This is a genomic window from Acidovorax sp. GW460-11-11-14-LB4 (assembly GCF_059423685.1).
In genome coordinates this window covers 1-14,398 of sequence record NZ_JBWKYJ010000098.1, presented here as the reverse complement: position 1 = coordinate 14,398, position 14,398 = coordinate 1, and the positions used below count along the sequence as shown (strand labels likewise).

Annotated in this window: 16 protein-coding genes; 9 read left to right on the top strand and 7 right to left on the bottom strand. The window is 67.1% G+C overall.

Going from position 1 to position 14,398, the window contains the following annotated elements; all coding sequences use genetic code 11:
• Window positions 1-3 precede the first annotated feature (3 nt).
• Complete coding sequence (locus AC07X4_RS22260) at window positions 4-225, top strand: DUF3297 family protein (RefSeq protein ID WP_296340390.1); 222 nt, start codon at window positions 4-6, stop codon at window positions 223-225.
• Window positions 222-719 carry a ribonuclease HI family protein gene (locus AC07X4_RS22255; protein WP_494741351.1) on the top strand — a complete coding sequence of 166 codons (498 nt, stop codon included), beginning with the start codon at window positions 222-224 and terminating at the stop codon, window positions 717-719. Before AC07X4_RS22260 ends, AC07X4_RS22255 begins: the two co-directional genes overlap by 4 nt.
• Window positions 720-742: 23 nt before the next feature.
• Here AC07X4_RS22255 and AC07X4_RS22250 read toward each other — a convergent pair whose 3' ends face one another.
• From AC07X4_RS22250 to AC07X4_RS22230, 5 genes are all read right to left on the bottom strand, one after another.
• A complete protein-coding gene (locus AC07X4_RS22250; protein WP_494741350.1) occupies window positions 743-1,270 on the bottom strand; it encodes a GFA family protein in 528 nt (175 codons plus the stop codon).
• Between the two features lie 48 nt (window positions 1,271-1,318).
• Window positions 1,319-2,608, bottom strand: a complete 1,290-nt coding sequence (locus tag AC07X4_RS22245) for an RNA polymerase sigma factor (RefSeq protein ID WP_494741353.1) — start codon at window positions 2,606-2,608, stop codon at window positions 1,319-1,321.
• Window positions 2,609-2,657: 49 nt separating this feature from the next.
• Window positions 2,658-3,065, bottom strand: coding sequence for a VOC family protein (locus tag AC07X4_RS22240; protein WP_494741349.1), 408 nt, complete (start codon window positions 3,063-3,065; stop codon window positions 2,658-2,660).
• Between the two features lie 75 nt (window positions 3,066-3,140).
• Entirely contained in the window at window positions 3,141-3,677 is a 537-nt protein-coding gene (locus tag AC07X4_RS22235) for an SRPBCC family protein (RefSeq protein ID WP_494741348.1), read from the bottom strand.
• A 23-nt stretch (window positions 3,678-3,700) separates the two neighbouring features.
• Complete coding sequence (locus AC07X4_RS22230; protein ID WP_056742540.1) at window positions 3,701-4,117, bottom strand: YciI family protein; 417 nt, start codon at window positions 4,115-4,117, stop codon at window positions 3,701-3,703.
• A 409-nt stretch (window positions 4,118-4,526) separates the two neighbouring features.
• Between AC07X4_RS22230 and AC07X4_RS22225 the strand changes: the two genes are divergently transcribed.
• Genes AC07X4_RS22225 through AC07X4_RS22215 form a run of 3 tightly spaced genes read left to right on the top strand, consistent with a single transcriptional unit; the run spans window position 4,527 to window position 8,941 of the window.
• Window positions 4,527-6,479 (top strand): TonB-dependent receptor plug domain-containing protein, encoded by a 1,953-nt coding sequence (locus tag AC07X4_RS22225; RefSeq protein WP_494741347.1) that lies wholly within the window; start codon window positions 4,527-4,529, stop codon window positions 6,477-6,479.
• Between the two features lie 3 nt (window positions 6,480-6,482).
• On the top strand, window positions 6,483-7,031 hold the full coding sequence (locus tag AC07X4_RS22220; RefSeq protein ID WP_494741346.1) for a YfiR family protein: 549 nt from the start codon (window positions 6,483-6,485) through the stop codon (window positions 7,029-7,031).
• A complete protein-coding gene (locus AC07X4_RS22215; RefSeq protein ID WP_494741345.1) occupies window positions 7,028-8,941 on the top strand; it encodes a putative bifunctional diguanylate cyclase/phosphodiesterase in 1,914 nt (637 codons plus the stop codon). The genes AC07X4_RS22220 and AC07X4_RS22215 overlap by 4 nt, the downstream gene beginning before the upstream one ends.
• A 1-nt stretch (window position 8,942) precedes the next feature.
• On the opposite strand, the gene AC07X4_RS22210 is transcribed toward AC07X4_RS22215, so the two are convergent.
• Window positions 8,943-9,308 (bottom strand): YciI family protein, encoded by a 366-nt coding sequence (locus tag AC07X4_RS22210; protein ID WP_494741344.1) that lies wholly within the window; start codon window positions 9,306-9,308, stop codon window positions 8,943-8,945.
• 441 nt (window positions 9,309-9,749) lie between these two features.
• On the opposite strand from AC07X4_RS22210, the gene leuA reads away from it, so the two are divergent.
• The 4 genes from leuA (at window position 9,750) to AC07X4_RS22190 (ending at window position 13,836) form a co-directional block, all read left to right on the top strand.
• Entirely contained in the window at window positions 9,750-11,450 is a 1,701-nt protein-coding gene (gene leuA / locus AC07X4_RS22205; RefSeq protein WP_494741343.1) for a 2-isopropylmalate synthase, read from the top strand.
• An 11-nt stretch (window positions 11,451-11,461) separates the two neighbouring features.
• Entirely contained in the window at window positions 11,462-12,049 is a 588-nt protein-coding gene (locus AC07X4_RS22200) for a GNAT family N-acetyltransferase (RefSeq protein WP_494741342.1), read from the top strand.
• A 38-nt stretch (window positions 12,050-12,087) separates the two neighbouring features.
• Entirely contained in the window at window positions 12,088-12,594 is a 507-nt protein-coding gene (locus AC07X4_RS22195) for a C40 family peptidase (protein ID WP_056742526.1), read from the top strand.
• 141 nt (window positions 12,595-12,735) lie between these two features.
• Complete coding sequence (locus AC07X4_RS22190; protein WP_494741341.1) at window positions 12,736-13,836, top strand: 3-deoxy-7-phosphoheptulonate synthase; 1,101 nt, start codon at window positions 12,736-12,738, stop codon at window positions 13,834-13,836.
• A 53-nt stretch (window positions 13,837-13,889) separates the two neighbouring features.
• Here the strand turns inward: AC07X4_RS22190 and AC07X4_RS22185 are convergent, their stop codons facing one another.
• Entirely contained in the window at window positions 13,890-14,321 is a 432-nt protein-coding gene (locus AC07X4_RS22185) for a PaaI family thioesterase (protein WP_494741352.1), read from the bottom strand.
• Between the last annotated feature and the right edge of the window lie 77 nt (window positions 14,322-14,398).

Below are 14,398 nucleotides of genomic sequence, written 5' to 3'. Positions count from 1 at the left end.
CCCCTGCCCGACCACCTGTCGGTCAACCCCCGCAGCCCGCACCATGTGGCCGCCGTGTTCGAGCACGACATCGGCATCCGCCTGAACGGCAAGGAGCGTTTTGACGTGGAGGAATACTGCATCAGCGAAGGCTGGGTGAAGGTGCCCGCCGGCAAGACGGTGGACCGCAAGGGCCAGCCGCTGCTCATCAAGATCAAGGGCACGGTCGAAGCTTTTTACAAGTGACCGCTGCAAGGGCGGCCGCGCCGCTCGCCCCTGGTGCCTGGGTGATCCACTGCGACGGCAGTGCCTGGCCCAACCCAGGGCGCATGGGCCTGGGGGCCGTGCTGACGGGCCCCGACGGGACCGTGCGGCACCAGATCTCCGACGCCACCACCTTCACCGGCTGCAACAACGAGGCCGAGTTGCGCGCGCTGATGTTGGCGCTGCAGTGGCTTGCGCAGCACGGCATTGCCACATCAACCCCAGTGCACGTGTTCAGCGACAACAGCGTGCTGGTGGAGCAGCTGGGCGGCCATCCCACGGCGCCGATCGCGCGGCTGGCAACGCTGTTTGAAGAAGCACGCCAGGCACTGCGGCAGTTCCCACAAGCCCAGGTCCAGTGGATTCCCCGCCACCGCAATGGCGCGGCCGATACGCTGGCCCGCGCCGCCCTGGGGCTGGCACCGAAGGCCGCCACGCCGCAAGGCCAGACCATCAAAAAGCGCCGCCGGCGCTGAGCCCCCCCGCCCGGCACAGGCCGTCAGGCCGGGTCGAGCCCTGCAGCCGCACGGTAGGCCTGGATGCGCGGCAGCACCGCCTGGCGACGGGCGATGCTTTGCGCAGGCCACAACCCCTCGCGTTCGTAATATTCCGCCACGGCGGGTATCCCCGGCGGCAACACCACCCAGGGCTGTTTCGAGGCCGTGAAGATATGGATGTCGGGCGGCAGGTGGTCGGGCGCATCCAGCGTGCCCACGCGCACAAACGCCATCACGGGCCCCGCGCCTGCGTAGTGACTCCACACAGCCACCTGGCAGCGCGGGCAACGCGCGATCTGCTGGCCCTGGCCACTTTCTGACGGGGTGTGCACCATCGCCGGGGTGCCTGCGAGCAGTTCCACACGGTCGGCCTCGATCATCGCGTTCAGCGCAAAGGCCGCGCCACTTTCGCGCTGGCACCAGCGGCAGTGGCAGCAGTGCACAAACAGTGGGGGCGCCAACAGGCGGTAGCGCACATGGCGGCAAGTGCAGCCGCCTTCCAGCGGGTATTCAGGGGCAGGGTGGGGCATGAGGGGGGTGTCCTTGCAGCGGGGTGAGGGTGGGCACAACACCGGCCTTCAGCCGCAGGCGCGGGCCAGCAGCAGCGCCTTTTCCTGCGCGTTGCGGGTGAGGCTGGCTGCGCGCTCGAACTCGGCCCGCGCTTCAGCCCCCCGGCCCAGCTTGGCCAGCAGATCGCCGCGCACGCTGGGCAGCCAGTGGTAGTGACGCAGCAGGGGGTCGCTGGCCAGGGCATCGACCAGCGCCAGTGCGGCCTCCGGCCCCTCGGCCATGCCCACGGCCACGGCGCGGTTCAGTGCCACCACGGGCGAGGGCGCCACCTGCAGCAGTGCGTCGTACAGCGCCACGATGTGGGGCCAGTCCGTGTCTTGCGCCTGCCGGGCGCGTGCGTGACAGGCCGCGATGGCGCCCTGCAATGCATACGGCCCCCAGGGCTTGCCGGCGCGCGCGAGCTGCTCGGCCTTGTCCAGGGCGGCCAGGCCCCGGCGCACCAGGAGGTGGTCCCAGCGCGCGCGGTCCTGGTCCATGAGCAGCACGGGCTGGCCTTGTGCATCGGTGCGTGCGGGCAGGCGCGAGGCCTGGATTTCGAGCAGGGCCACCAGGCCTTGCACCTCGGGTTCGTCGGGCGCCAGGCTGGCCAGCACCCGCACCAGGCGCTGGGCTTCGCCACACAGCGCGGGGCGCATCCAATCGTCGCCCGCGGTGGCGGCATAGCCTTCGTTGAAGATGAGGTAGATCACCTCCAGCACCGAGGCCAAGCGCGGCGCGCGCTCGGCCGCCCCGGGCACTTCAAACGGCACCTGCGCGGCCGTGAGGCTGCGCTTGGCACGCACGATGCGCTGGGCCACGGTGGGCTCGGGCACCAGGAAGGCGCGCGCGATCTCGGCCGTGGTGAGGCCGCCTAGCAGACGCAAGGTGAGGGCCACCCGCGCCTCGGTGGGCAGCACGGGGTGGCAGGCGGTGAAGATGAGGCGCAGCAGGTCGTCGCCAATGTCGTCCTGCTCGGCGTGCATCAGGGTGTCCACCACGTCGGGGGCGTACTGGGCTTCAAGCGCTTCGAGGTCGTGGCCCAGGGCCTCGTGCTCGCGCTGGTGCAGCACCTGCTGGCGCAGGTGGTCGATGGCGCGGCGCTTGGCGGTGGTCATGAGCCACGCGGCCGGGTTGGCGGGCAGGCCGTCTTTGGGCCAATGCTCCAGCGCGGCCACCAGGGCGTCTTGCGCCAGTTCCTCGGCCCGGCCCACGTCGCGGGTCATGCGCGCCACGCAGGCAATGATGCGCGCGGCCTCGATGCGCCACACCGAGTCGATGCTGCGGTGCAGGGCATCGCGGTCGGGCGGGGCAGAGGGGATCACGCGATCAAGAGGTGTGAATGAATCCGGCGCATTCATTCACACGTTCTCAGCCCAGCGCCTTGCTGGCATCCACCATGTGCACAAACTCCCAGGTGTGGCCGTCCAGGTCGTCAAAGCTGCGCGAGTACATGAAACCCAGGTCCTGCGCCTGGCGCGGTGTGGTGCCGCCTGCGGCCACGGCCTTGTCCACCAGCGCATCGACCTCTTCGCGACTGCTGCACGAGAAGCACACCAGCACCTCCGACGTGGTGCGTGCGTCGGCAATCGTTTTGTCGGTGAAGGTTTGGTAAAAGCTCTTGACCAGCAGCATCACGAAGAGGTTCTCGCCCACCACCAGGCAGGCGCCCTGGTCGTTGGTGAACTGGGGGTTGAATTCATAGCCCAGGGCGCGGAAGAACGCCTGCGAGCGGGCCATGTTCTCGATGGGCAGGTTCACAAAAATCTGTTGGTGCATGACGGACTCCTGAAGGGTGAGGACGGTAATGGGAAACGGAGGGTTTGGCAAAGGTCGAGGGGCGGCGGACGGCATTCACGTTGCGGGCTTTTGCGCCACGGACTGCAGGTTGGCCAGGCCATCCTCGAAGTCCTGCCCCACCATGCGGTCCATGTTGAACACCAGGTGGGCGATCTTGGCCAGGTAGGGCACGGGGCCCTGCATGGCCCAGGTGACGCGGGTGGCGTCTGTGCCTTCGGGCTGCAGGGTGAATTCCACCTGGTTGTGCGCTTCAAAGGGCTTCACAAAGTCGAGCTTCATGCCCACGCGGCGGGGCGCGGTGGCCTCGACGATCTCCATGCTGCCCACGCCCACCTTGTCGCTCTGCCAGGCGTAGCGAGCGCCGGGGCCGCTGGTGGCGGCGCTGTACTGGCCCTGGATGGCCGGGTCTTTGCGTTCATACGGGTTCCAGGTGTTGAACTGGCGCAGGTCGTGGATGAGCCCGTACACCCGCTCGGGCGGTGCCGCAATCACGCGGCTGCGCTCCACGCGGAAGGTGTCGGGGCGGGTGGCGGCAAACGCCAGCAGCAGCGCCAGGGCCGCCAGCAGCACGAGGGCGATGGTCTTGATCATGGGGATGTCCTTCACGCTGGGCATCAGCCGCGCAGGGCTTCGAGGTCGCGGAACTGCTCGACGCCATCCACCCCGGCAAAGTCCTCCATCTCATAGAGCTGGCGCACTTCGATCTCGGCATCCAGGCCCTCGCCGCGTGGATTGGGAAAGCGGCGGGTCCATTCCAGCGCCTCGTCGCGGCTGCGCACCTGGATGAGTGTGTAGCCCGCGATCAGCTCCTTGGTCTCGGTGAACGGGCCGTCGGTGACGGTGCGAGTGCCACTGGCGCCGTAGCCCACGCGCCAGCCTTTGGAGGAGGGCTGCAGGCCACTGGCGTCCAGCAGCACGCCGGCCCGCGCGAGTTCTTCGTGGTAGCGGGCCATCGCGGTCATCAGGGCTGCGGTCGGCTGGCAGCCCTGTTCGGATTCGGCGGTGGCCTGGATGATGATCATGAAGCGCATGGGGTTCTCCTCAAGGTAATAAAAAATGCGGAAGCGCCGACGGTCCTTGCCAGGTGCTTCACAGTGACGACGAATGGGAGCGCCCGAAATCGACATCTGGCTGTGCAAGCCCGGGCGGAACCAGGGTTAACACCTATCCTGGCCGGTTAGCGCGCGGGGCGGGTGAGGGGCCGCCATAGGGAGACTACTGAGCGCCCGCACTGGGTTTTGCAACCCCTGGTCGATACAATTTGTAAAGACTGATTCATCGATCCTGAGACTTCGCCCCGCATCCTCCCGCCCGCCCGCCAGCGAGGTCCCCACGGGGGGACAACCGCCAGCCACACGCAGTGCCTTTGCCATGAAACGAGGATCGACCTATCGACAGCGGCCACACCGCCCATGGGTGGTATTGGGGCTGTGCGCTGGCATGGCGGCAGCCCACGCGCAGTCCGACATCGCCGCCATGGCCGACCTGCCGCTGGAGCAGCTCATGCAGATGCAGGTCACCACGGCCAGCCGGTATGCACAGACGGCCCTGGAGGCCCCGGCGGCCGTGAGCGTGGTGACCGCCGATGACATCCAGCTGTTTGGCTACCGCACGCTGGCCGATGTGCTGGCCAGCATGCGCGGGCTGTATGTGTCCTACGACCGCAGCTACCACTATCTGGGCACACGGGGTTTTGCCACGCCGGGCGACTACAACACGCGGGTGCTGCTGCTGGTCAACGGCGTGCGCTTCAACGACAACCTCTACGACCAGGCGAGCATCGGCACGGACTTTCCCATCGACCTGGACCTGGTGGAACGGGTGGAATTTGTGCCTGGCCCCGGGTCGGCGGTGTATGGAGCCAATGCGTTTTTTGGCGTGGTCAATGTCATCACCCGCGATGGTCGCCAGCTGGGCGGGCCCCAGGTGAGCACCGAGGCCGGCAGCCATGGCTACGCCAAGCTGCGGTTTTCGGTAGGCGCCGTCGATGCGCAGGGAAGCGACTGGCTGATCGCGGCCACGCGCTCCACCGCACGCGGGGCCGACCAGTACTACCCCGCGTTCGATGCGCCCGCCAGCCACCAGGGCGTGGCGCACGGCCTGGACTATGACCGCAGCACCCAGCTGTTCGCCCGCATGCGACGCGATGGGCTGACGCTGACCCTGGCCCACGGCGAGCGCACCAAGGGCATCCCGACCGCAGCGTTCTCGCAGGTTTTCAACGACCCGCGCTCGCGGTACATCGACACCAGCACGCGCGTGGCCGCCGAATACACCGCGCAATGGCAGCCGACGCTGGCCTTCACTGCACGCCTGCACGCCGGGCGCTACCAGTACGTGGGCGACTACGTGTACGACTACCCGCCCGTGACGGTGAACCGCGACGTCGGCACCGGCCAGTGGTGGGGCACCGAATGGCAATGGGTGAGCACGGCCATGGCGCGGCACAAGCTGTCGTGGGGGCTGGACTACCGGCGCGACACCCGCATCGCGCAGCGCAATGACGACCTGGACCCGCCCGCGCAGTACCTTGACACACGCCGCAACGGCAATGTGCTGGGCGTCTATGTGCAGGATGAGTTTGCACTGCGCCCCGACCTCACGCTGCACACCGGCCTGCGCTGGGGGCAGCAGTCGGGCAGCGCGGGCGCCTTGCACCCCCGCCTGGGGCTGGTGTACTGGTGGGACGCGGCCACCGCTGTCAAGCTGCTGCACGGCACGGCCTACCGTCCGGCCAATGCCTATGAACGCGACTACCGCGTGAACCTGCCCGGCGGCGTGGTGGACACCACCAGCATCCGGTCCGAGCGTGTGCGCACCACCGAACTGGCCGTGGAGCATGCCCCGACCGGGGCCACGCGCCTGCTGCTGACGGCGTTCCGGTCGGGGGTGAGCGACCTGATCTCGCTGGACAGCCTGGGCCACTCGGACCGGCTCACCTTCAACAACACCCGCACCGTCAAAGTGCATGGCCTGGAGGCCGAGGCCGAACAACGCTGGGCGGGCGGGCGGCGCCTGCGCGTGGCCTACGGGTGGCAAAAGGCGCGGGACCCGTCAACGGACGGAGCGCTGACCAACTCGCCCCGGCACCTGCTCAAGCTCCAGTGGTCCGACGTGTTGCACACGCCTGCGAACTGGGGCTGGAACCCGGGCCGCTACGCCATCGAGGCCATCGGCATCGGCCCGCGCAACACCGTGCTCAACGCCCGCCTGCCCGGGCATGTGCTGACCCATCTGGTCTATTCCACGCGCATCGCGGATGTGGATGTATCGCTGGGGGTGTACAACCTGTTCAACCGCCGCTACGCAGACCCCGCTTCGTTCGAGGTGCGCGAAGATGCGATCCGGCAGGACGGGCGTACCTACCGCATCAAGCTGACGTACGCGTTCTGAACCATGGCCTATTTCCTGCGATTGCGCACGCTGCTGGCGATCTGCCTGTGGACGGTGTGTGGCGTGGGCACCAGTGCAGCCCGTGCCAACGAGCCCGTGGCTGACCTGGACCTCAAGGCCGCCTACATCTTCAACTTCATCCAGTTCATCGACTGGCCCGACAGCGATGGCGCGCCCGGCAATGACGTCACGGTGTGCGTGTCTGCCTTCAGCCCGCTCAAGCGCGCCCTGACTGCGCTCGATGGCAAGCAGGCCACCAAGGGCCGCACCGTGCGCGTGCGGTTGCTGGATCTGCCGGCGATTCGTGGCTGCCGCGTGCTCATCATCCACAACGCCGAAGTGGAGCCTGTTCTGCGGCTGCTGCGTACCCTGCCTCCGTCCCACGGCATCCTCACCGTGTCGGATGAAATCACCTTTGTGAATCCCGAAATCGTCATCGCACTGGCCCAGCAGGAAGGGCGTGTGGTGTTCGGCATCAGCCCCGACGCCGCCAGCAAGGCCGGCCTCATCATCAGCTCACGGCTGCTGCGGCTGGCCAAGGGAGGCCGGTGAAAACACGCCCCGCTGAAGCCGACACCGCAGCGCCCGCAAGCCCGGCGACACATGCCCTGCTGTCATCGCGCCTGGTGGTCACGGGCATCCTGGCCGCAGGCCTGGCGCTGCTGACCGTGGTGCTGGCGCTCACCGGCGTGGACTACTGGAGCACCCGCGCGTCCATGCTGCAAGACAGCCGGGTGGAAGCCGCCATCGTGGCCGACAACATCTCTGCGGCCGTGGTGTTCCGCGACACCAGCACCGCCAACGAAATGCTGGGCGCGCTGCGGTCATCGTCCATGGTGATCAGCGCCACGGTGTACGACAAGGATGGCGTGCTGTTTGCGCATTACGCGCGCGACCGCGACCCGGACTTTCCCACCACGCTGCGTGCCACGGGACTGGACGGCGCCGCAGAGCGCGCTGGCTGGCGCATGCTGGAGATCGCCCGGCCCGTCGAGGCGTCTGGCACCAGCTGGGGCACGCTGTACATCCGCAAGTCGATGGCAGCGGTGTACATGCGGCTGGGCATCCGGTTTGGCACCGCCTTGTTGATCGCCATTTGCGTGATGGCCATGGCCACCGCCATGGTGCTGCGCAGCCGCGCTGCTGTGCGCGAGGCCGAGAACCGCTTGCACGCGCTGGCCCACACCGACGCCGTCACCGGCACGGGCAACCGGCACGCGTTCAACGAGCGGCTGGCCGCCGAGCTGCAGGGCGCACGCGGTGCGGACTACCGGGTGGCACTGGTGTACATCGACCTGGACAACTTCAAGACACTCAACGACACCTTCGGCCATGCGGCGGGGGACGGCCTGTTGCGCCAGGTGGCCCGGCGCCTGCAATCCGTGGTGCGCAGCACCGACACCATCTCGCGCCTGGGGGGCGACGAATTTGCGTTGATCCTGCGGTTGGACATGGATGACTCGGCGCTGGAGAAATACGCGCAGCGCATCGTCAGCGTCTTCCAGGCCGCTTACACCGAGGTCGGCCAGCAGGTCAACGTGACCTGCAGCGCAGGCATTGCCACGTTTCCCGACGATGCGATGGACATGGACGCGCTGGTGAGCAACGCCGACACCGCCATGTACCGCGCCAAGGAGATGGGCAAGAACCGCTGCGTGCGGTTTGATGCGTCGATGAACCTGGCCGTGGTGCGGCGCCAGGCCATTGAACAGGCGCTGCGTGCCGAGCTGGAGCAGGGCACCGGTTTGGCGCTGCACTACCAGCCCCTGTTTGCCGCCAGCGACCGGGCCCTGGTCGGCGCCGAGGCCTTGCTGCGGTGGACGCATGCAGAGCTGGGTTCCGTGTCGCCGCTCGAAGCCGTGTCGGTGGCCGAGGACTGCGGACTCATTGCCCCGCTGGGCTACTGGGTGATGCGTACCGCCTGCCGCGACGCCGCGCAGTGGAAAGGGGGCCCGCCCCTGCGCGTGGCCGTGAACATCTCGGCACGGCAGCTGGGTGACCCACAGTTTCTGGAACGCGTGATGGACATCCTGCGCGAAGAGGGCCTGCCCGCGCACCTGCTCGAAATCGAGCTGACCGAAACCGTGCTGATGGAAAACATGGAGGCCGGCGCCCACACGCTGCACCGGTTGAGCCAGCTGGGCATTCACCTGGCCATCGATGACTTTGGCACCGGCTACTCGTCCCTGGCATATCTGCGCCAGTTGCCCATGCGGCGCCTGAAGATCGACCGCAGCTTTGTCAAAGACCTGCCGGGGCAGGAGCACAGCCGTGCCATCGTCACCGCCATTGTGGCGCTGGCGCACGGCCTGGGGCTGCAGGTGACCGCCGAGGGCGTGGAAACCCAGGAGCAGGCCGACTACCTGGTGCGGCAAGGCTGTGATGTGCTGCAGGGCTATGTGTTTGCACGCCCCATGCCCGCGCCGCAGTTCCTGGCGCTGCAGGCAGGCGCTTCGGCTTGATTCAATCCACCGCGCCGTGGTAGCAGGGCGCCAGTTCGCGCACCTCCACGGTGGCCCACTCGGCGGCCGGGCATTCGCGGGCAATGGCAACGGCCTCGTCGCGCGTGGCGCAGTCGATCAGAAAGAAGCCGCCCACCATTTCCTTGGTCTCGGCAAACGGCCCATCGATCAGGCGGGTCTGCCCTTCGCGCACCTGCAGCCGCACCGCCTGCTCGGTCGAGGCCAGCGACTCGCTGGCGCGCAACAGGCCCCGGGCCTGCAGACCGGCGCCAAAACGCTGCATGCGGGCATAGGCTTCCTGGCCACCGGCCAGGCCCCGCTCGGCACGTTGGCCGTGGGGTTCCATGATGAGCAACAGATAAGGCATGGGATCTCCTGAATCGGGGCCAATCGTGCCAGCCGCCATGGGCAGTGGCAGAGCTGGGGGCGTTCAAGGGCGTCATGCTACCAGCCTCATCTGCTATATATTTAATAGCTAATTAGGCATATACAACCAGCGCCATAGGCAGATTTCATGCAAATGGTTGCGCACCGCAGCATCGCTGTGCTATCTTTGGTTCCCTATGCAACGCAGCATGCTCCTATCCACCCTATCGCTAGGCCTAGTGCCTGGCCGGGGTCTGCCTGCGTTCGCCACCGTTGCCGTTTTGCGCAACACCTGATCTCCCCCTGACCCCGGCCCGCGAACCAGCCTTTGCACACGCAAAGGGCTGCAGGGGATGTCATTCGTTTTGATTTCTTTCGATTCCGATTGACCCGTGCACCGTGCCTGATTGGCACACCGCACACACCGTTCGTGGAGCCCCTCATGATTGCCAAACCCGCCACCAAATACCAACCCATCGCCCCCATTGCGCTCGCCGACCGCCAATGGCCCAACCGCAGCATCACCCACGCGCCCGTGTGGCTCTCCACCGACCTGCGCGATGGCAACCAGGCCTTGTTCGAGCCCATGAACGGCGAGCGCAAGATGAAGCTCTTTCACGAGCTGGTGCGCATCGGCTTCAAGGAGATCGAAGTCGGCTTTCCGGCCGCGTCGCAAATCGATTTCGACTTTGTGCGCCGCCTCATCGACGAAAACCTCATCCCCGACGACGTGACCATCATGGTGATGACCCAGTCGCGCGAGGACCTGATCGCACGCACCGTGGAGGCCGTGAAAGGCGCACCCCGCACCATCGTCCACTTGTACAACGCCACCGCGCCCGCGTGGCGCCGCATCGTTTTTGGCATGAACGTGACGCAGGTGATGCAGCTCATCGCACACCATGTGGGCTACCTCAAGCAGCTCACCGACGCCCACCCCGAAACGCAGTGGACCCTGCAGTACTCACCCGAGACCTTCAGCGCCACCGAACTCAGCGTGTCCCTCAAGGCCTGCCAGACGGCGGTTGCCGCATGGAATGCGGGCCCTGGCCGCCCCATCATCATCAACCTGCCCACCACGGTGGAAAACGCCACCCCCAACGTGTTTGCCGACCAGATCGAGTGGATGGATCGCCACTTGTCGCCACGCGAGCACATCGTCTTGTCGGTGCACCCGCACAACGACCGGGGCACGGGCGTGGCGGCGGCAGAACTTGCAATGATGGCCGGTGCCGATCGTGTGGAAGGCTGCCTCTTTGGCAACGGTGAGCGCTGCGGCAACGTGGACATCGTGACCTTGGCGCTCAACATGTACACGCAGGGCGTGCACCCGAACCTCGACTTCTCGGACATCACCTCGGTCGCCCGCATTGCCGAGGAATGCACCTCGCTGCCCGTGCACCCGCGCCACCCGTATGCTGGCGACCTGGTGTTCACCGCGTTCTCGGGCTCGCACCAGGACGCGATCAAGAAGGGCTTTGCCACGCAAGACCCGAACGCCTTGTGGGAAGTGCCGTACCTGCCCATCGACCCGGCGGACCTGGGCCGCACCTACGACAGCGTGATCCGTGTGAACAGCCAATCGGGCAAGGGCGGCATCGCGTTCTTGCTCGAACGTGAACATGGCGTGGTGATGCCGCGCCGCATGCAGGTGGAGTTCAGCGCCGTGGTGCAGCGCCAGACGGACGCGAGCGAAAGCGAGATGACGGGCGATGCGTTGTGGAGCCTGTTCCAGGCCACTTACCTGCAGGCACCCGTACACGCCACAGTACAGGCCGCCATCACCTGCCACAGCCACCGCATCGATGAAGATGGCCAGGGCATCGAGCTGGACGTGACCATCGACGGCACGCGCCAGACCCTGCGCGGCCAGGGCAACGGGCCGATTGCCGCTACGGTGGATGCGCTCGGCCTGCCACTGCGGGTGGACCACTACGAGGAACGCGCCACCGGCACGGGCGCCAACGCGCAGGCGATGGCCATTGTGGAAGCAGCCATGGACGGCGTGGCAGGTTCCACCTTTGGGGCAGGCGCCAGCCACAACATCGTGACTGCCTCGGTGCAAGCGATTGTGAGCGTGGCCAACCGGTTGATGGCGCGGCGGCCTGCGTTGCATCCAGAAGCAACTTCCCTGGCCGAGTGACCGAAACCCGCATGGAAATTCTTACCGCATCGACCCGGGATGCGCCCGCCATCAGCGCGCTTGCGTTGTCGGTGGCGCACTTCTTCACGCTGGACAAAGACGGGCGTGGTGCGGAGGCGTTTTTACAGACCCTGCAGCCCGAGGCGGTGGCGCTACGGCTGCAGAGTCCATCGTTCAAGACCTGGGTGGGGTGGACACGCAACAACACCTTGGCGGGCGTCGTGGTGGTGCGGGAGGAGAGCCACCTGTTCCATCTGTTTGTGGCCGAGGCTTTCCAGGGACTTGGCTACGGGCAGCAACTGTGGCAACACGCCCTGTCCCATATCGCTACCGGCCCTGCACCGGGCATCACAGTCAACGCGACACCCCATGCCCGGGGCTTCTATGAGCGCATGGGGTTTTTGGCAACGGGTCCCAGGGTGGAGACCCGCGGGGTTGCATTCATTCCGATGCGGCGCGCCAGCGATGCATCCAGCATGGCGTACAAACAGGCCGCAGGGAATACCCCGTTCTGGCGGGGATCGACAGGGGGTTTTCTCAGGCACTGCCAACGGCCTGCGCAAGGCTTGGCGCGCAAAGACCTTGGGGAGCCTGGGTAAAGTGCAGGGAGCCGCGTAAGTCCAGTAACCTCGGGCCCATGCGCGCCTTTCACAGCCTGAGCCTTGCCGCCTGCACCGCCGCCCTGCTGGTGCTGGCCGGTTGCAGTACATCGCGGCCTCCGTCCCCCTCGTCGCCACCGCAGGCTTCCACACGCACAGCGCCGCCGCTCACGCCGGAGCAGGCACACGACATTGCCATCCACGCGCTGGGCCTGGTGGGCACGCCGTATCGCTACGGCGGCAACACCCCGGACTCGGGCTTTGATTGCAGCGGCCTGATCGGCTACGTGTACCGCAACCAGGTGGGTACACCACCGCCGCGCACGGTGGCCCAGCTCAACACCTGGGGCTATCCCATCGACGGCAGCGAACTGCGTGCAGGCGACCTGGTGGTGTTTGGCACGGGCCGCCAGCCCAGCCACGCGGGCATCTATGTGGGCGAAGGGCGGTTCGTGCATGCGCCGTCCACCGGCGGCACGGTGCGGCTGGACCACCTGCAGTCGCGCCACTGGGCTCGGCAGAATGCGGCGTTCCGCAGGCCGTAGAGGCTCCCCCTGAGGCGCTGCGCGCCTTCCCACTCGCTGCGGGGCGGCCCTTGCTCTGCGTCTCGCGCGAGGGCCGCGCCGGTATCCAGCAACGAGCCTCGATTCGGCATGTGATCGGGCTCCACGACAATCGGGGCCACCATGACCCACGCACACCGCTCCGCCACCCCCATCTCCACCCACGACACCACCCGCATTGATGACACGCGCATCAAGGCCGTGCGCCCGCTGATCACACCGGCGCTGCTGCAGGAATGGCTGCCCACGCCCGATGCGGCGCTGACCCTGGTCGAATCCAGCCGCGCTGCCATTTCGCGCATCCTGCATGGGCAGGACGACCGGCTGATCGTGGTGGTGGGGCCTTGCTCCATCCACGACCATGGCCAGGCCATGGACTATGCGCGCCAGCTGAAAGCACAGGCCGATGCACTGCAGGACGACCTGCTCATCGTGATGCGGGTGTACTTTGAAAAGCCGCGCACCACTGTGGGCTGGAAGGGCTACATCAACGATCCGCATCTCGATGGCAGCTTTGCCATCAACGAGGGGCTGGAGCTGGCCCGCCAGCTGCTGCTGGACGTGCTGGCACTGGGCCTGCCCGTGGGCACCGAGTTCCTGGACCTGCTCTCGCCGCAGTTCATCAGCGACCTGGTTAGCTGGGGCGCCATCGGCGCGCGCACGACCGAGAGCCAGAGTCACCGGCAGCTGGCCAGCGGCCTGTCGTGCCCCGTGGGTTTCAAGAACGGCACCGATGGCGGCGTGAAGGTGGCGAGCGACGCCATCCTGGCGGCCAGCGCCGCGCACGCCTTCATGGGCATGACCAAGATGGGCCAGGCCGCGATCTTTGAAACGCGCGGCAACCAGGACTGCCATGTGATCCTGCGCGGTGGCAAGCAGCCCAACTACAGCGCGACCGACGTGGATGCGACCTGCGCCGTGCTCAAGGCCGCCGGCCTGCGCGAGCAGGTGATGATTGACGTGAGCCACGCCAACAGCAGCAAGCAGCACCAGCGCCAGATCACGGTGGCGGCAGAAGTGGCGCAGCAGATTGCCGCGGGCGACGCACGCATCACCGGCCTGATGATCGAGAGCCACCTGCAGGAAGGCCGCCAGGACATCGTGCCCGGCCAGCCGCTGGCACATGGCGTGTCGGTGACGGATGCCTGCATCAGCATGGCGCAAACCGTGCCGGTCCTTGAAGGACTGGCAGCAGCAGTGCGGGCGCGGCGCCAGAAGGCCTGACGAATCCGACGCACCTTGTGCTCGGCTGGCACGCCTGGCGTCAGGCTGCGCTATCAGCCTTGGGGCGGCCTCGCGGCCCCCATGTCGATGTTGCGCGCCGTGGCCAGCAGCGTAGCGCACAGCCGCTCCTGCCGGGCAGCATCCACTGCCCACACGTCGGCGGCACAGACGGTGAGCAGGCGCCCCGGATCCACCACGCGGCCCCGCGCCCGCAGGCACTCGCCCTGGGCAGGGGCCACAATTTTCAAGGTGGTGTCCACCGTGGCGTTGGTCCAGCCGGGTGGCAACACGCTCCCTGCTGCCGCCACCGCCGCAAAGTCGGCCACCGCAAACACGGCCGTGGCCTGCAACTGGCCGGGGCGAAAGCTGAAGGCCTCGCTCACCGGTATCTCCACCTCCACCCGGCCGGGCTCGGCATGGACAAAGCGCAGCCCCAGCGTGCGGGCCATCGGCATGGCCAGCACCACGGCCTGCAGGGTTTCCATGGTGCTGCGGGGTGCGCTGGACAAAGCATCGCAGGGCGCGGGTGTGAGTGGGGCTGTCATGGTGGGGGTCTCCAGGG